At 46.5% G+C, this 17,825-nt stretch carries 20 protein-coding genes and 1 pseudogene; 16 read left to right on the top strand and 5 right to left on the bottom strand.

Annotated features, from left to right (window positions below):
* Window positions 1–134 precede the first annotated feature (134 nt).
* From acpP to J6U00_RS07765, 7 genes are all read left to right on the top strand, one after another.
* The gene (gene acpP / locus J6U00_RS07795) at window positions 135–371 is read left to right on the top strand and encodes an acyl carrier protein (RefSeq protein WP_294753468.1); all 237 of its coding nucleotides are present in this window, start codon (window positions 135–137) and stop codon (window positions 369–371) included.
* A 161-nt stretch (window positions 372–532) separates the two neighbouring features.
* Entirely contained in the window at window positions 533–697 is a 165-nt protein-coding gene (locus J6U00_RS07790) for a hypothetical protein (protein WP_296580767.1), read from the top strand.
* A 151-nt stretch (window positions 698–848) separates the two neighbouring features.
* Window positions 849–1,505, top strand: a complete 657-nt coding sequence (locus tag J6U00_RS07785) for a cobalamin biosynthesis protein CobQ (RefSeq protein WP_296580765.1) — start codon at window positions 849–851, stop codon at window positions 1,503–1,505.
* Window positions 1,506–1,630: 125 nt separating this feature from the next.
* Window positions 1,631–1,837, top strand: a complete 207-nt coding sequence (locus tag J6U00_RS07780; RefSeq protein WP_294753460.1) for a 4Fe-4S dicluster domain-containing protein — start codon at window positions 1,631–1,633, stop codon at window positions 1,835–1,837.
* Window positions 1,838–1,882: 45 nt separating this feature from the next.
* Window positions 1,883–2,926, top strand: coding sequence for a 3-methyl-2-oxobutanoate dehydrogenase subunit VorB (locus tag J6U00_RS07775; protein WP_296580769.1), 1,044 nt, complete (start codon window positions 1,883–1,885; stop codon window positions 2,924–2,926).
* Entirely contained in the window at window positions 2,926–3,699 is a 774-nt protein-coding gene (locus J6U00_RS07770; RefSeq protein ID WP_072950984.1) for a thiamine pyrophosphate-dependent enzyme, read from the top strand. Before J6U00_RS07775 ends, J6U00_RS07770 begins: the two co-directional genes overlap by 1 nt.
* Window positions 3,699–4,232, top strand: a complete 534-nt coding sequence (locus J6U00_RS07765; protein WP_296580763.1) for a 2-oxoacid:acceptor oxidoreductase family protein — start codon at window positions 3,699–3,701, stop codon at window positions 4,230–4,232. The genes J6U00_RS07770 and J6U00_RS07765 overlap by 1 nt, the downstream gene beginning before the upstream one ends.
* Window positions 4,233–4,498: 266 nt before the next feature.
* Here the strand turns inward: J6U00_RS07765 and J6U00_RS07760 are convergent, their stop codons facing one another.
* The gene (locus J6U00_RS07760) at window positions 4,499–5,446 is read right to left on the bottom strand and encodes a hypothetical protein (protein ID WP_296580761.1); all 948 of its coding nucleotides are present in this window, start codon (window positions 5,444–5,446) and stop codon (window positions 4,499–4,501) included.
* A complete protein-coding gene (locus J6U00_RS07755; protein ID WP_296580759.1) occupies window positions 5,443–6,501 on the bottom strand; it encodes a hypothetical protein in 1,059 nt (352 codons plus the stop codon). The genes J6U00_RS07760 and J6U00_RS07755 overlap by 4 nt, the downstream gene beginning before the upstream one ends.
* A 269-nt stretch (window positions 6,502–6,770) precedes the next feature.
* Here J6U00_RS07755 and J6U00_RS07750 point away from each other — a divergent pair, with 269 nt between their 5' ends.
* From J6U00_RS07750 to recG, 9 genes are all read left to right on the top strand, one after another.
* A complete protein-coding gene (locus tag J6U00_RS07750; RefSeq protein ID WP_296580757.1) occupies window positions 6,771–8,138 on the top strand; it encodes a citrate/2-methylcitrate synthase in 1,368 nt (455 codons plus the stop codon).
* Between the two features lie 7 nt (window positions 8,139–8,145).
* Entirely contained in the window at window positions 8,146–8,628 is a 483-nt protein-coding gene (locus J6U00_RS07745) for a hypothetical protein (protein ID WP_296580756.1), read from the top strand.
* Window positions 8,594–9,607 carry an aldose 1-epimerase gene (locus tag J6U00_RS07740; protein WP_296580754.1) on the top strand — a complete coding sequence of 338 codons (1,014 nt, stop codon included), beginning with the start codon at window positions 8,594–8,596 and terminating at the stop codon, window positions 9,605–9,607. Before J6U00_RS07745 ends, J6U00_RS07740 begins: the two co-directional genes overlap by 35 nt.
* Before the next feature lie 55 nt (window positions 9,608–9,662).
* Entirely contained in the window at window positions 9,663–10,313 is a 651-nt protein-coding gene (locus J6U00_RS07735; protein WP_296580752.1) for a YbhB/YbcL family Raf kinase inhibitor-like protein, read from the top strand.
* A complete protein-coding gene (locus tag J6U00_RS07730; RefSeq protein ID WP_296580750.1) occupies window positions 10,314–11,042 on the top strand; it encodes a SprT family zinc-dependent metalloprotease in 729 nt (242 codons plus the stop codon).
* Window positions 11,043–11,083: 41 nt separating this feature from the next.
* Window positions 11,084–11,305 carry a DUF4236 domain-containing protein gene (locus J6U00_RS07725; protein ID WP_296580748.1) on the top strand — a complete coding sequence of 74 codons (222 nt, stop codon included), beginning with the start codon at window positions 11,084–11,086 and terminating at the stop codon, window positions 11,303–11,305.
* A 9-nt stretch (window positions 11,306–11,314) separates the two neighbouring features.
* Entirely contained in the window at window positions 11,315–12,085 is a 771-nt protein-coding gene (locus tag J6U00_RS07720; protein WP_296580746.1) for a TIGR00282 family metallophosphoesterase, read from the top strand.
* Between the two features lie 123 nt (window positions 12,086–12,208).
* On the top strand, window positions 12,209–12,469 hold the full coding sequence (locus J6U00_RS07715) for a stage V sporulation protein S (RefSeq protein ID WP_024861514.1): 261 nt from the start codon (window positions 12,209–12,211) through the stop codon (window positions 12,467–12,469).
* Between the two features lie 125 nt (window positions 12,470–12,594).
* Window positions 12,595–14,631 carry an ATP-dependent DNA helicase RecG gene (gene recG / locus J6U00_RS07710; protein WP_296580744.1) on the top strand — a complete coding sequence of 679 codons (2,037 nt, stop codon included), beginning with the start codon at window positions 12,595–12,597 and terminating at the stop codon, window positions 14,629–14,631.
* A gap of 328 nt (window positions 14,632–14,959) precedes the next feature.
* Here the strand turns inward: recG and J6U00_RS07705 are convergent, their stop codons facing one another.
* From J6U00_RS07705 to J6U00_RS07695, 3 genes and pseudogenes are all read right to left on the bottom strand, one after another.
* Complete coding sequence (locus J6U00_RS07705; RefSeq protein ID WP_296580742.1) at window positions 14,960–15,712, bottom strand: hypothetical protein; 753 nt, start codon at window positions 15,710–15,712, stop codon at window positions 14,960–14,962.
* 279 nt (window positions 15,713–15,991) lie between these two features.
* On the bottom strand, window positions 15,992–16,516 hold the full coding sequence (locus J6U00_RS07700; protein ID WP_296580740.1) for a TIGR04002 family protein: 525 nt from the start codon (window positions 16,514–16,516) through the stop codon (window positions 15,992–15,994).
* A gap of 242 nt (window positions 16,517–16,758) precedes the next feature.
* Window positions 16,759–17,825, bottom strand: a pseudogene (locus tag J6U00_RS07695) (glycosyl transferase); the annotation flags it as partial.

Below are 17,825 nucleotides of genomic sequence, written 5' to 3'. Positions count from 1 at the left end.
GAAAAATGCAAAAAAGATATTGACGTTTTGCTTAAAGAACGCTATACTAAATTTAGAAAAATCGGAGCGTTCAATGAATGAACCGATTTTGACAAAAAAATAAAGAAAATAAAAGAAAAATGGAGGACCAGATAATGATTTTTGAAAAACTCAAAGATATTATTGCAGAACAGCTCAGTGTGGAGGCAGACGAAGTAAACCTTGATTCAAACATTCAGGACGATCTTGGCGCTGACTCTCTCGATGTTGTTGACCTTATAACAACTATTGAGGATGAGTTTGATCTTTCGATCCCCGATGAGGCTGTAGAAGAGATCAAGACAGTAGGAGATATCGTAAACTATATCGAAAAGAATACAGACGCTGAATAATGAGCGTATAACTTCCCTCGACTTTAAGTCGGGGGATTTCTTTGCTTTTCGTAAAAAAATAGTTTTTTTCATGGTCTGTCACATAATTTCATGCTGCTGCCGTTTAACAGGTATATAATAACAGTATCAAAGGCAGCCAAGCTGCAGAAAGGAATTAAGTTATGAGCGATATCAACAACATCATAAATGACGAGAATGAGCAGCAGATAGCACAGAACGGAAGACCGCCGATGCCCCCACAGTGCGGACATGGACAGCAGTTCAGCGGTCAGCCTTCATTCGACGATCAGCAGACTGATAATGCTTCTGATAACACGGAAGTTTGATAATAAAGGAGCCTCTTTGCACGGGGCTCCTTATGTTTACCTTGTCAAACGTACAAGTTGTGCGGAGGAAAAAATACTACTTGCAATTAATGCTTTAACGTGGTATAATATAGGTTGTAGGATTTTTCACAAAGAATTCAAGAGGATATTTATGAAGAATATTAAGATAATCACAGGTCATTACGGCAGCGGAAAGACTAATTTTTCCGTGAATCTTGCGGTAAAAGCCGCAGCGGAGGGCAAGTCCGCAGCTATAGTAGACCTTGACATCGTAAATCCCTATTTCAGAACTGCCGATTTCAAGGACCTTTTCGAGAAAAAGGGTATAAGGCTCATAGCTCCCGATTTTGCAAGGAGCAACCTTGATATACCGTCGATACAGTTCGACGTGGTGGAGCTTGCCACCGACGAGGACTGCCTTATAATCGATGTGGGCGGCGACGATGCCGGAGCAGTTGCGCTTGGTCGCTATGCGGAAGCCCTTGAGCAGTTTAGGGACAGTATAGAGATGTATTATGTCATCAATCAGCGTCGCTACCTCACAAATACAGCGGAGGAGGTCACAAAGCTGATGTATGAGATAGAGGCGGCAGCACGTATGAAGCATACGGCTATCGTCAACAATACCAACCTTGGCTGCGAGACCACTCTTGATATAATCGAGCAGTCACGCCCCTTTGCTGAGGAGACCTCACGTATAACGGGACTTCCCGTCATATATACCGTATATCCCGAGGACATCGCAGGACAGTCGGATAAGCCCGACGTATTCCCGGCGAAGATATACGTAAAGCCCGTCTGGGGCTGATGAAAATTCGGAATGCGGTATTCGGAATGCGTGATCTAGCTAAAAGTGGTTTGATCCCGGATTCCGAACCCCGAATTCCTTATTTGACCATAAATGAACATTTCATCTGAAAGGAGAAAAAGTGTATGGCTAAAATGACAGTTATCACCGAGCGTTGCAAGGGTTGCGGCCTGTGTACAGCTGCCTGTCCCAAGAAAATCGTTGCGCTCCAGAAGGAAAAGCGTAACAAGAAGGGCTATTTTTACGCAGAATGTACCGATCAGTCAGCCTGCATAAGCTGTGCAATGTGTGCAACTATGTGTCCTGACTGCGCTATCGTTATTGAAAAATAATCTATATTCGTTGAAAGGAGCTGTTTAGCTTTGGAAAGAAATCTTATGAAGGGTAACGAGGCGCTGGCAGAGGCTGCTATCAGAGCAGGCTGCAAATGTTTCTTCGGATATCCTATCACTCCTCAGACAGAGCTTGCCGCTTATATGGCAAAGCGTATGCATAAGGCGGGCGGCGTATTCTTACAGGCAGAGTCAGAGATCGCTGCAATAAATATGGTACTGGGCGCTGCTTCAACAGGCGTTCGTGCAATGACATCATCGTCCTCACCCGGAATCTCACTTAAGAGCGAGGGCGTATCATACATAGCAGGTTCAGACCTTCCTGCTGTAATCATCAACGTAGAGAGAGGCGGTCCGGGTCTCGGCGGTATCCAGCCTTCACAGGCTGACTACTGGCAGGCTACAAAGGCACTCGGTCACGGTGACTTCCAGCTTCTGGTATACGCTCCTGCATCAGTACAGGAAATGGTTGACTACGTAGTTAAGGCTTTCGACCGTGCCGACAAATACCGTATGCCTGCAATGATCCTTGCAGACGGACTTCTCGGACAGATGATGGAGCCTGTTACATTCCCCGAGATCAATCCCGAGGCTTATGACAAGAGCAGCTGGGCTGCAAACGGTCATAAGATGAAGAGAGAGCACCATATAATCAACTCACTCTATCTAAAGCCTGATGAACTTGAAAATTCTATCCTTGAGCGTTACAAGAGATACGAGATAATCAAGGAAACAGAGACAGAGGCAGAGCTTTACCTCACAGAGGACTGCGATATACTCGTATGTGCATTCGGCGCAACAGCAAGAGTTGCAAAGTCTGCTGTAAACGATGCAAGAGCACAGGGTATCAAGGCAGGTCTCTTCCGTCCTAAGACACTGTGGCCTTTCCCTGTAAAGGAGATCAACGAGGCTGCAAAGAACGCAAAGAAGCTTCTCAGCGTAGAGATGTCAATGGGACAGATGATAGACGACATCAAGCTCGCTATCAACTGCTCAAAGCCAGTTGAGTTCTTCGGAAGAACAGGCGGCGTTATTCCTTCACCTGCTGAGGTGCTGGGCGAGATCAAGAGAATGGGAGGTGCCCTCTGATGGCTGTAGTATTTGAAAGACCAAAGTCGCTCATCGACGTTCCTACACATTACTGCCCTGGCTGTACACACGGTATAGTACACAGAATACTCTGTGAAGTCATAGACGAAATGGGTATCGAGGGCGATACTATAGGAGTATGTCCTGTAGGCTGTTCAGTTATGGCTTACGACTACTTTAACTGTGATATGATCGAGGCTGCACACGGACGTGCTCCGGCTGTTGCAACAGGCGTTAAGCGTACAAACCCCGATAAGTTCGTATTCACATATCAGGGTGATGGTGACCTTGCCGCTATTGGTACTGCTGAGACTGTACACGTAGCTACAAGAGGTGAGAACATCGTCGTTATCTTCATTAATAACACTATCTACGGAATGACAGGCGGTCAGATGGCTCCTACAACACTTCCCGGACAGGTAACACAGACTACACCTTTCGGAAGAAGCCCCGAGCTTGCAGGCTATCCTGTAAAGGTATGTGAGATGCTCTCACAGCTCACAGGTACTGCTTATGCAGAGCGTGTGGCAGTTGACAGCGTTCCCCATATCAAGGCTGCAAAGAAGGCTATCCGCAAGGCATTCGAGAACCAGAAGGCAGGCAAGGGCTTCTCTATCGTAGAGGTACTTTCTACCTGCCCCACAAACTGGGGACTTGCACCTCTTGACGCTATCAAGAGACTTCAGGACGAAATGATTCCGTACTATCCTCTCGGCGTATACAAGGACGTAGAAGAGGGAGTATTCCCAAAGACAGAAGGAGGTAATGAGTAATGGCTACTACAGAAATCCTTCTTGCAGGCTTCGGCGGACAGGGTATCCTCTTCGCAGGAAAGATACTTGCATACTGTGGACTTATGGACAATAAGGAGCTCTCATGGCTCCCGTCTTACGGTCCTGAGATGAGAGGCGGTACCTGCAATTGTTCAGTAACTATTTCTGATGATCCTATTGGTTCACCTCTCGTACTCACACCCCATCTTCTTATTGCAATGAACCAGCCTTCCTTCGACAAGTTCGTAAGCTGCGTTCGTCCCGGAGGAAAGGTATTCTTCGACAGCTCCATGATAGAGGCTGATACAGATAGGACTGACATTGAGCTCTTCGGTATCCCGTCACAGCAGATGGCAGATGAGAACGACCTTAAGGGCGGCTCAAACATCATTCTTCTTGGCAAGCTTCTCAAGGAGACAAGCATCTGCTCGCTTGAGACAATGCAGAAGGCTATCGAGAAGGTCGTACCGCCTAAGAAGGCAGCACTTATTCCTAACAACTTCAAGGCTATCGATCTTGGCATGAACGCATAAGACATCAAAAAGCTCCTGATCACATCAATGTCAGGAGCTTTTATTTTGGAAAAACGCAATTATATGATATACTCATAATGTCATCTTCTTCCGTCAGGAAGGAGTTGAAACTCACGGCATATATAACATACTTTTTCCTCTGTAATGGTTAGTGCAATTAGCTACTACATCTGCAAGTGAATTACAAGAAATGAGTTCGACAAAATCCCAAAAAGAAGCACCCGAGATTCACCGCCTCCGAGTATATTTGCGTACCGAGCCGTTTATTATCTGTGATGACCGCTGTGACTGTGAGAGCCGCCGTGATAACCGCCTCCGCCACCACTTCTGTGACCTCCTCCACCGCCACCGCTGGATTCGATTCTGGTTTTGGTGGTATGGGTACCCTGAAATACGTCGCTTACCTGAGAGAAGCTCGATATGCCGTCGTTAAGGTATAGTCTAGGATTGGTTTTGTTTTTGAACTTATATCTGCTCTTTGTCGCAAAAAATATTATGAGAGCGACTACAGCACCTAAAAGATCGGCAAAGATAAGCCTCGGCAGTTTTTTTGCAGGCGGTGGGCTCTTGGTGATATATGTTTTGCCGTTTTTCATGTAGGTATAATCGCGATTATAGAAATCTCCGTCATCATAATAGCTCATTCTCGGTCTGTCAGAATTAAGATCCGTTATATCCTGGCAGAAGCTTTCTATTGCCATACCGAGTTTTTCTGGTTCAAGAGGCTCAGATGAATATGAGGAGGGCAGATATTTGTCGAGAGAGGTGTATATTCTCTGGCAAACTGCTTCTGTATATATAATGCTTGCACTTCCGCTTTTTGAAATAACATCATAGGCAGGACGTTTTCCGGATATATCTATATAATAAAGGATACCGTCAGTGTATTCTCCAAAGGTCTGATCGTAATATCTATCCGTGAATTCCTCTACCTCATCGTCAGAGTAATAACGCTTGGTTTGGTCTGGAAGGAACACCATTAGATTGAGCTTGTTCTTCCTTGCACATTCCCTGACTGTCTCGTTCAGGTCGCTAAACAGTGCCTGATCGTTGTCAAAGATACCATTCTCGTCCACAACGCATGATTTGTATACATCATCATCTGAAAACTCAACGTGTAAATTCTTGGAGGACTGATTGGCTATTATGAAATTAAGACCTGCAAGCAGCACGACGAAGGCAATGACGATATAAGCTATTGACATCTTTTTCATAGACTTATGATACCTCCGAAAAGCATAGAGATTATCGAGACAGCAGCGCCTATGCTACAACTGAACAGGGCGAGCTTGGCTTTTGAAAGGGGCGGAGTGCCTGCAAGTTTGCCTGTCTGTCCGTTTATGGCGAATTCATATACCTTGTTGTTGTACTTGTAAGACATGAACCATACAGGCAGCATTGTATACTGCCAGTCGGTATGGGTGATATTATAGTTTTGAGCAAGTGGCGAAACCGAGGTATATCCAGATATGCTGTCCTTTACGAGAGAAGCGCATGCTTGCTCTGAGCGCAGGCGTATACGTGGGAAGACCTGGGTTTTGTCCTCGTCGTACTTATCAGCGAAGAAGCCACTGAGGTAGGACATGGAGAAGTCCTTCAGTTCGCTGTAATCGAAGGGCTCTATAGCCTCCATGAGGAGGTCGTCTATTTTGGTCTCACCGTCAGCCGGCACGCCTCTTGTGACCAGTTCTCCCTTGCGGACTATATGATATGTGCTGGTCTCGGTATATCTGTAACTGCCGCTAGTCCAGCTTCTTACCTTTTTGCCGGTACCGGAATAGTCAACGTTCACATGGCAGTCAGCCATCCAGAATGGGACATAGAGACCCGTGAGTTTTTCGAGCTGCTGCTCCGATTTGAAGTCGCTCGGCACAAACCAGCGCTTGCCTATCCAGTTTTTGAAGCTGCTTACGGCGTTTTCTTTGGTGAGTTTGAATCCGATGACCTTGTCTGGCTTATATTTGCCGCCCATTTTCCCTGAAAGGATAACAGGGTTATGGCAGTAGTAGCAGAAGGTAGCGGTCTCCTGAGCGTCAGCCATTATCTCTGCGCCGCAGCTGTCGCAGCGGTAGAGGTGTGTGTTGTTCTCAAAGTCGTCAGCGACCTGTACCTCCTCCTTGGGTATGCTGTTTTCAGTGGTAGAACACAGCTTTTTTATTTCCTCAACTGTAAATGAACTGAGGCAGTATTCGCAGGTCAGCTTTTGCTGAAGCGGGTCGAATTTAAGGTCTGCACAGCAGTTCGGACAGGTGTATTTTACTGATTCCAATATTATTATCTCCTTTCCTCTGCAAATAAAAATGCGGAAGTAACCCTTATGCTATATCATGTGCCGGCACCAGCCGACAAATATATATTACCATATTATACGTTTTTTTTCAAGTGGAAAGTCAATATTATTTACATCATGCCGAAAAATGCCGAAAAATAATATTTTCTCCCGACAGATGATGCTTGACAAAACCGCCGAAATCACCTATAATAAGTAATATATACTATTATTAGTACAGACCGTAATAATGAAAGGGATGACGATAGATGAGATACAGATTTTCAGAACTTACTCCGGAAATAATCCAGCTGGCTGAAATGTCGCTGGAAGGTTACAGGATAGATCCAGAGCTTTACACTCAGTACGACGTAAAACGCGGTCTTCGTGACATAAACGGCAACGGAGTAGTTGCCGGGCTTACAAATATAAGCACGATAAAGGTCCTCGATATGGGCGACGGTATGCCGAATCACGGCGATGGAAAGTTATACTACAGAGGAATTGATGTCGAAGATATCGTCACCGGATTCATTAAAGAGAAGCGTTTCGGCTTTGAGGAGACCATATACCTTCTCCTCTTTGGTAAGATGCCCTCGGAGCAGGAGCTTGCCGATTTCCGGAATATACTTGCCGAGTTCAGGGAGCTTCCCTCGAACTTCATGCGCGACGTAATAATGAAAGCCCCTACCGACAATATGATGAATACACTTGCGAAGAGCGTTCTAGCGCTGTATTCATACGACGACAGGGCAAACGATATATCTATACCCAACGTGCTACGTCAGAGCATAGAGCTCATAACGCTTTTCCCAGTGATATCTACATACGCATATCACGCCTACAAGTATGCAAGACTGGGCGGAAGCCTTTTTATACACAGCCCCCAGCCAGAGCTTTCCATAGCTGAGAATCTGCTTTATATGCTGAGGGAGGATAGGAAGTATACCGAGCTGGAAGCGAGGATACTCGACCTTTCCCTTGTACTTCATGCTGAGCACGGCGGCGGAAACAATTCCACATTCACCGTACATGTCGTATCATCTTCTGGTACGGATACCTATTCCGCAATAGCAGCGGCTCTCGGTTCCCTGAAGGGACCCAAGCACGGCGGAGCCAACATTAAGGTGGCTATGATGTTCGACGATATGAAGCAGAGTGTAAAGGACTGGACTGATGAGGAGGAGATAAAGTCGTATCTTCGCAGGTTGCTCCACAAGGAAGCCTTCGACAGGTCTGGACTCATATACGGTATGGGTCACGCGGTATACTCTCAGTCAGATCCGAGAGCCAAGGTCTTTAAGGGCTTTGTTGAGTCTCTCAGCTCCGAGAAGGGAAGACATGATGAATTCGCACTGTATTCGCTGGTAGAGCAGCTCGCTCCAGAGGTCATATCCGAGGAGAGAAAAATATACAAGGGAGTATGCGCAAACGTGGACTTCTATAGTGGCTTCGTATACCGTATGCTTGGCATACCAGACGAGCTATTCACGCCTCTCTTCGCAACGGCGAGAATAGCAGGCTGGTCGGCTCACAGGATAGAGGAACTGATAAACTCAAACAAGATAATCCGTCCTGCCTACAAAGCGATATCGCCCATGCGGGAGTACACCGACATGGAGAACAGAATAGACTGATAAAGCTATGAAAGGCAGAATTTTAATAAGATCGTTCCTGATGGGCGTTATCTGTCCTATGGTCGTATATCTTGCAGCAGGAGCGCTTGACGTTATCACAAAGGAAAGTAATTTAATGTTTGCGGTCATGTTTGTAATGAGCGCGGTTTTGCTTGCATTGCCTGCATACTTTCTTTACCGTGAAAAGAAGCTGAATGAACAGTTCCCGACTAAGCTTACGGCTCCTGCATATTTGCTTGGCTATGGAATCTTGGTGCCTGTTATGCTTTATGTCACAGATTCCATTGAAATGGAGAAACTTTTCGGACACAGATTCCTCGGCGGCATCGGACTTACCATAATGCTTATAATACTTGCCTGCGGTTTCTGCTGGGCAGTATTGTTTCGTATCGGTGCAGCTATAGTCAGCTTGATTAAAAGAGATAAAACATATTTAAAAAAGGATTGTGATAGAAATGAAGAACACAGCAGAAATATTCCAATGGAATGATATTGACTGCATAAAGCTTAACGCTGGAGGTTATGAAGCATGGGTGGCAGCTGGCATAGGCTCCAACGTCATACGTCTCCGCGATAATGAGAACGGGATAGAGTTTTTTCGCTTCAATCCGAAGAATACTGCCGACAAGATAAAGCAGTCTCCCGAGGTATGGGGGCTTCCTACCCTCTACCTTCCTAACCGCTTTGCAGACGGAGTGCTCAGGGCCTCCGATGCTGTGTATCAGCTTCCGGTAAACGAGAAGGAGCCCTATAACAATCATATCCACGGTTTCCTGCACAAGAGAGCTCATGAAGTGGTGGAGTACAGCTCCGACGACAACTGCGCATGGGTAAAGACAAGATACGTATATGGGGATAAAGACGAGTTTTTTGAGTTTCTCCCCGTAAGATTCACAGTGGAGTACACCTTCACACTTTCCGAACAGGGACTTGAACAGAATATACGCTTTGTGAATACAGACGGCGTCAGGGTATTACCCATGTCGCTGGCTTCCCATACCACTATAAGCTCTCCATTTGTGGACGGCGGCAGGGAAGAGGATATACGTCTTACGGTGCCGATAGGAAAGCGCTGCGAGCTCAACGAGCGCTGCCTGCCTACGGAACAGTTTAAGGTGCCGAATATGCACGACTTAGAGTACAGGAACGGAGTAAAGCTTCCTGTGCTCCGCGTAGTTGACAACGAGATGTACTTTGGCGAGTACACACAGCTTGACGGTGAGAAGTTCCATGGCATAATAGCCGAAGATACTGCAAGCGGAAAGAAGATATGCTATGAGGTATCGGAGGAGTATGGCTTCTGGATAATCTGGAACGACCGCGGCTTTAACCACTTCTTCTGTCCTGAGCCCATGACGGCGATGATAGATGCGCCGAACCTTAAGCTTTCACCTGATATTACAGGCTACCGTGAGGTAAAGCCCGGCGGAGTCTTCGAGACTCACGAAAGGTTTTTCACAAAGCTCTGATATAAAACATCCTACAGTAATATCCGCATCAATCAAACGCAACAGGAGGAAAAACATGAGACGATCAAAAATCACGGCATTTTTATGCGTAGCCCTTGTTCTTAGTCTTAATGCGGCTTGTACTCAGGAGTCTCCGGATATGGAATCCGGCAGTGCTGACACAGCTGCCCCGCTTGTGACAGAGCAGGCGGTCCCCGAGGAAGCACTTGCACCTGCACTGACAGCTGCTAAGGAGACCGATCTCGACCTTACAAAACTTGCAATATTTGACATCAGCTCCGAGGATCTTCACGACGGAGTATGGGATACGGACATAACAAATACCAAGAAGGGCTCCAACCGATCGCCTCAGCTAGCATGGCAGCCCGTTGACGGTGCGTCATGCTATGCTGTTTATATGATAGATACAGGCTCCATCGGTTACAGCTCGTGGATGCATTGGAAGTCCCTGATTGGCAGCGAGACTGTTCTTCCCAAGGGCTGGGCTCCCGAAAGCGAATACATCGGACCATATCCGCCTGAGGGCACCCAGGTATACGAGGTGTTGGTGTTCGCGCTCAAGGAAGCACCAGACAAGCTTAAGGGTAACTTTAACAACAGCAACGACACCCGACTCATGGAGGACCTTAATTATATGGACGGCGAGAACGGTGGCAATATCATAGCCTGCGGACATATCAAGGGCACTTATACCTACGGTGATTAAATGGCGTTACAGAAGGAAGAACATGCCGTACTTACAGTTGACGGCGAGATAGATTATGTATTGGAGCGCAAGAAGATAAAGAATATCAATTTGCGCGTAAAGCCAGACTGTTCGGTATACGTATCTGCACCTCAAAGAGCGGCAGTGCGGGAGATAGAGGGCTTCATAAAAGCAAAGAGCAAGTATATAAAGCGTGCGAAGGAGTACTACCGCAGCTGCCCTAAGATAAAGCCGGTGGAACTGGAGTATGTCAGTGGAGAAACGATAAAGCTTCTTGGTACGGAGATAGAGCTGAAGGTGGTTCGTGGAAGCAGGGAGTTTTCTGAAAGAAAGGGTTCTGTGCTGTATCTCCACCTTAAGGATACGGAGGATATAAAGCGCAGGAAGCGACTTTTCACTGCATGGCTCGACGGAGTGTGCAGGGAGGTGTTTACGGATATAATGAGGGATGTACACGGAAGGTTTTCCGAGTACAACCTGTCATTTCCGGAGCTTAAGCTTCGCACCATGACCTCACGCTGGGGAAGCTGCCATCCGTACAAGAAGATAATAACGCTTAACAGGCGTCTTATCGAAGCGCCGAGGCACTGTATAGAACAGGTGGTCACCCATGAGTTTTGTCACTTTGTACACCCTGACCACAGCAAGGACTTTTACGCTTTGTTACAGCGTATGTATCCGGAATGGCGGTACAGCAAGGCGGTCCTCGAGAGCACAGTAGTGCTCTGATATACGGGAGCATTCGACCACTTATGACAGGAGGAAGAATTATGGGATTTCATTTTAGGAAGAGCTTCAAGATAGGCAAGCTTTTTAAATTCAACAAGAACAAGAAGGGCGGCAGCATTTCGGTAGACGGTCCTTCTATCGGAGGAAAAAAGCTGAAATTCACCGTCAATAACAAGAAAAAAGCCACAGTAAGTCTTCAGGGTACGGGCATATCCTATGATACTGACCTGGGCGGTAAGAAGAAAAAGAACGAAAAGAAGTAACTCAGGGGTATGAAGAATCTGCTTTTTATAGGCGACGTTGTGGGCAGAGCCGGATGCGAATTCCTTTCGGAAAAGCTGGGAGCGCTCAAACTCGCACATGATATAGACATTACTATCGTGAACGGAGAAAACTCCGCACAGGGCAATGGTATCAACCACGCCTCCGCGGATATGCTGGTCAGGGCAGGGGCTGACGTGATAACCACGGGAAATCACGCGTTCCGCCATAAGGATGCTATGGAGCTCTTTGAGTACGACTATATAGTACGTCCTGCCAATTATCCAGAGGGCGGTTGCGTAGGCAGCGGAGTGAGGATACTGGATATGGGAGCCTATTCCGTAGCCGTTGTGAACCTTATGGGCACTGTGTATATGGACCCACTCGACAACCCGTTCAGCAAAATGGATGAGCTTCTTGAGAAGATAGACACTCCGAATATATTCCTTGACTTCCACGCGGAGGCTACCTCCGAGAAAAAGGCTATGGGTCACTATCTTACCGGAAAGGTAAGCGGAGTTTTCGGTACTCATACCCATGTACAGACCGCAGACGAATGCATACTCGGAGGTCATACTGCATATATTACAGATGTGGGAATGGTTGGACCTGAATTGTCATGTTTAGGCGTAGATACGGTATCTGCGGTGGACAGGCTCAGGTTCAGGATGCCCGTGAAATTTCAGGTCGCCGAGGGTGACTGCTTCCTTTGTGGAACTATAGTTAATTTTGATGAAAAATGTGGCAAATCACACAAAATCGAGAGAATAATTATAAGATAGTCTACAAAATTTGCTCAAAAGTATTGCATTTTTTCTAAGAATAAGTTATAATACAATTGTACAATAGCCTAAAGGCATTTGACAATATACGTACAAATATTTATATCAGGAGGGTTATTTGTAATGGAAATTCTGAAAGTATCATCACACTCGTCACCGAATTCTGTAGCCGGAGCTATTGCCGGCGTCATAAGAGAGCAGAAGGCTGTTGAAGTTCAGGCAGTCGGTGCAGGTGCGGCAAATCAGGCAGTGAAGGCAATCGCTATCGCAAGAGGTTATCTTGCTCCGATAGGAATTGATCTTATATGTATTCCTGCTTTTGCTAACATCCAGATCGACGGCGAAGAGAGAACCGCTATAAAGCTCATCTGTGAGCAGAGATGATCGGTAAACAACCACAGGGGCGGACAGTATGTCCGCCCTTTTTATGGTCAGATACGGACAGTTCGGAACTAAGAGCCCGGGATACTGAGCTTTTAGTTCTGAGCTTTTCATGATAAGGAGCAGTTATGGCAGCAACACTTTTCAGCGATATAGAGTATCTTAAGGGAGTGGGCAAAGCAAGGGGTGAGAAGTACCGCAAGCTTGGCGTGACAACTCCCTACGAGCTGATATATCATATCCCGAGGGATTATCTTGATTTCCGAACTCACGTACCCGTGCAGCAGGCGGTGCTCAATGAATACAATGTACTGAAATTGACGGTGTTCCGTAAAATGCCGCCTCAGCGCATAAAGGGCGGACTTGTGATATGCAAGGCAGCCGCTACGGACGGAACCGACGATATCCTTATAGTGGTATACAATAATGTGTACTACTTTCAGGCAATGAAGGAAAACGAGACCTATTATATGTATGGCAAGGTCACGGGCAATTTTCTCCGCAAGGAGATAAGCTCGCCTGTGTATATAAGCGCAGCAGAAAAGGTGCTGATACAGCCCAAATACCACCTTACACAGGGATTATCCGTGAACATGATACGCATGAATATGCGTCAGGCGCTGGAGCTCATGCGCAATGAACCCTTCGAGACACTTTCCGGTGATATACTGCGGAAATATGATCTCTGTCCGCTGATGTGGGCTTTGGAGAATATACACTTCCCTGAGAGTGAGCTTGCGGCTGAGAGCGCAAGGCGCAGACTTGCCTTTGACGAGCTTCTGAAATTGCAGATAGGTATGTCTGTTATGAAGTCTCGGAGCAGACGTAGCACAGCCTTCAGAATGGATAAGTCCGTGGATATTGGGTGCTTTACGGATGGGCTTCCCTTTGAGCTCACCGCCGACCAGAAGAAAGCGGTATCTGAAATAACGGATGACCTTTGTAGGGGAGTGCCAATGAACAGGTTGTTACAGGGTGATGTTGGCAGCGGAAAAACAGCTGTTGCAGCCGCGGCATGCTATTTTGCGGCAAGAAACGGCATACAGTCAGCGCTCATGGCTCCCACGGAGATACTTGCCTCACAGCATTTCCACACTCTCAGCGATTTTCTTGAACCATTTGGCGTAAAAGTATGCCTGTTGACAGGCTCTCTCTCTCCTAAGAAAAAGGCGCTGATACGTGAACAGATAGCCGCAGGGGATATAGACGTAATCGTTGGTACTCACGCGATAATCCAAAAGGATGTGGAGTATAGGGCACTGGGACTGGTGATAACCGATGAGCAGCACCGTTTCGGAGTTGCGCAGAGAGCGGCTCTTGCGGAAAAGGGAGATTCTCCCCATAAGCTGGTAATGTCAGCGACTCCTATACCGCGGACTCTTGCGCTGATAATTTATGGTGACCTTGATATATCGGCGATAACTCAGCTTCCTAAGGGCAGAAAGCCAGTAAAGACTTACGCGGTTACTGGAAAGCTCCGGAGCCGGGCATTCGGCTTTGTCAGGGAGCGCCTTGACGAAGGGCGGCAGGCTTATGTAGTGTGTCCAATGATAGAGGAGAGCGAAAGCGAGCTCTTTGCGGTAAAGACCTATGCAGAAAACGCTGCAAACGGCGAACTGAAAGGCTATACCACAGCTCTTCTCCACGGAAAGATGAAAGCTAACGAGAAGGATAAGGTCATGGAGAAGTTCCGCAGCGGTGAGATACAGGTGCTTATTTGCACGACCGTTGTTGAAGTTGGAGTAGATGTGCCAAACGCAGCGGTAATGGTCATAGAGAATGCTGAGCGCTTCGGACTATCACAGCTTCACCAGCTTCGCGGACGAGTGGGAAGGGGCAGCTTCGAGAGCAGCTGTATACTTATCACGGACAATACCACCGATGAATGTGTGAAGCGAATGAAGATAATGTCGTCTACTACAGATGGCTTCAAGATATCGGAGGAAGACTTGAAAATGCGCGGTCCGGGAGACTTCTTCGGCAACGCCCAGCACGGACTTCCACCGCTGAAAATAGCAGATATCGCCTGCAATATGGAGCTTATGAATCGCGCTCAGACTTGCGCTAGAGAGCTCCTTGAGGAGGATCCCCTCCTGGAAAAGCCGCAGAACCGTGCACTGAAAATGGATGTAATGCGCTTGTTCAGCAGGGATATCATAGGATAATGCTGTAAAGCAAACGTGCGAATCAGGCATTAAAACTCATTCCTGTAAGTGTCTGCCTTTTTTCGTGAACGAATAATACCGTTCATAGGGAAGCGGAATGGTATGAAATTCAATGGAAGACCGTTGAATAATGAAAATAATTTTGAACTATGAATACCTGTAATTGTGAAAGTATATTCTTTTTGCAGTTATATAAGAATGTACGCTTTTTTATATCTCATAAGCGATGGTGCATAAAAAACGTACATTTTTGCCTGGGTGAGAATGTTCAGATAAGCAAAAAGGACTGCCGGGGGGGAATATCCCTTAGCAGTCCATTGTTTTATTATCATACAGATGAAACAGATGTTTCAAATTTAGTATGGTCAAAGCCTGTTTCACCCTGTGACATGATAACAAGTGTAAAGTCGTCGTCGATCTTCCTTACATAATATATAAGATCAAGTCCATAACCCTCAAGCTTGATAAATACTTTTGAGTATTCCTTGCCGCCCATGGTGATTTTTTCGGGACCTGTTACAACAGCTCCTTCTTCGTCGAGTATTTGCTGCAGTTCCTCCTCGCTATCCGTGGCAGGAAGAACTATATCGCCCTTTTCAATAAAGTAGTCTTCAGTAACGTTCTCTTCGTCAGGGAACATGAGCTTTGTATTATAGTATGTAACAATAAAGCCTTCGTAATCATGGTGTGCCTGAACTTCAATAATCTCCTTTTTCAGCATCTCCTGATACTCGGAATCAAACATTGACCACATCTGCTTTATTTCTTCTTCGGTTGCAGCTCTGTCATTTATCTCCATATCATCTGAGAAGCTTATCTTCATGCCTGCATACTCTGAGGTATATACGTTTCCTTCGATAGTTGCGCTCTTGAAGCCTGTTCCTTCGGCAGGATCAGGAAGCTCGACCTCGGAAATTGCAGCTTCGGTTGTTGCATCTGCTTCAGTGGTCGTCTCTGCTTCTGCAGTAGTCACTATTGTGGTCGTCTCTGCCTTATCTGCGGCATTTTCGCTCTTTCCGCTGCATGATACTGCAGATAAAATGGCAAGTAACAATGATACTGCCAGTGCTGTTTTTTTCATATTAATACTCCTTTTCGTTTTTTACGGATGTCCGCGTTGCTTAGCGGATCAGTAGTCTATGATGATAAATGTCTGCAAATCCTCTGCTTTGTAAGGAATATGCGCCTTCCTTAACTTTGTTCAGGACAATAATCGCCTTGAGGCGGGTTTAAGCATAAACTAATTATACATTATAGTCTGGCCAAATGCAATAAAAAAAGAAATAAAAATATTTACAATGCTTCGGAAGCGGTTACGGAAAAGTTACAGCCGCATAAGGCTGCAACGTGCTTATGCGGCTTATATACGTTTTTTTAGTCCTGATTTGTCGAAGGCTGCTGCGGTGACCAAGAAAAGTACCGTGCTTGCTCCAACCTGTATCAGATAGCAGGGGGTCTGGCTGAATGCGGCAACTATAGCGGCTTTGTTAACTCCGCCGGAAAGAAATATTCCCTCATAAAGGCTGTAGCCGACTACGCATACTACCAGGGAGGGGATAATTGCGAGAATATTCCGGAGGGTCAGCACCTTATCGCTCTTGCTGCTGAAAAACAGGGCTGTGACTGCTTTTATAAGTATTGTTGCAGGTATCCATACCGGATATCCTGAAAGTCCGTCTGCAAGGGCACCGCCGATAACTCCCGAGGCTACGGCGTAGGGTGCAGGGAGTATGCTTGCGGCAAGATATATCAGTCCGTCGCCTGCGTGGGTGTAACCGGCTCCCGTAGGTACGTGTATATACGCTGTGAATACGAATATAAGTGCGGAAAACAGTCCCGTGAGGACCAGTGTTTTGATCTTGGCGTTCTGAGCTGTTCGCGTCATAAATGATCTCTCCTTTATCTACTAATCTGATATGCTTTGAAGTTGAACATATTATAACACAGTGCAGAAAGGTTTTCAAGTACAATTATGCACAAACTTCGCGAACGTCAACTGAGGTTTTGTAGCGTGGGTGACGTATAGACCGGGCCTATGTTCGGTTATAAGTTGTAAATGTGTGCCCATACAAGCTAAAGGTTAACGGCTGCAAAAAGGCGGACAAAATGTCCGCCTTTTTTATGGCCTTAGCCCATTATTATTTCAACTTCGTGTGTGCCGCCGCTGCATACAGGGATAACACAGCCTTCTACTGCCTTGCCGTCAACTGTCATAGACTTTACACCCTTGCATACGTGGGATGGGTTCTTGACTGTGATATTGAAGGTGGCGCCTCTGAATTTACGTACTGCTGTGAAGCCGTCCCACTCGTGAGGAATGGAAGGATCTACCTTGAGTCCGTCAAATACAGGCTGTACACCCAGAATGTACTGTGATATAGCTACCATGTTCCATGCAGCTGTACCTGTGAGCCATGAGTTTTTGCCCTGACCGAAGTTCTTTGCGTCCTTACCGCCGATCATCTGTCCGTATACATAAGGTTCTGTCTTGTGGATATCAGATGTCTCTTCAGTGAAAGCAGGTGCGATCTTGCTGTAGTACTCAAATGCCTTGTCGCCGCGTCCTGCGTAAGCCTCGGCACAGATTATCCATGCGTTGTTGTGTGTGAAGATACCTGCGTTCTCTTTGTATCCGCCTGGATATGTGGAAATCTCGCCGTACTGGATATAGTACTTTGTGAATGCAGGATTATTGAGAACAAGACCAAACTCACAGTTGAGGTACTTGTCAATGGAGTTGAGAGTCTTGATATCTGCGCCCTGATCTTTACCGATCTCTGACATAACTGCGAAGCCCTGAGGCTCAATGAAGATCTTGCCTTCCTCGCACTCCTTGGAGCCCATTTTCTCACCGTTTGCGTCGTAGGCTCTGATGAACCAGTCACCGTCAAATGCGGATTCCATAACATTCTTCTTCATCTTGTCAATCTCAGCCTGAGCCTTTGCAGCTTCGTCCTTCTTGCCGAGGTGCTCTAAGATGCCTACGAATGCAGGTCCTGTGTATGTGAAGAGGGCTGCAACGAATGCAGACTCAGCTATCTTGGAGTAGCCGCCCTCTGCCTTGAACTTAGGATTGGTGTATGTCTGGAAGGACTCACCTGGTGTATCGGAGAAGCATGAAAGGTTGATACAATCGTTCCAGTCAGCTCTCATTGCCAGCGGGAGACCGTGAGGTCCGAGGTTGTTTACGAGGT

This window comes from Ruminococcus sp. (assembly GCF_017650195.1).
Lineage (GTDB): Bacteria > Bacillota > Clostridia > Oscillospirales > Ruminococcaceae > Ruminococcus.
Note: the sequence above shows the minus strand (reverse complement) of the source record. Positions and strands in the feature narration are given on the sequence as shown.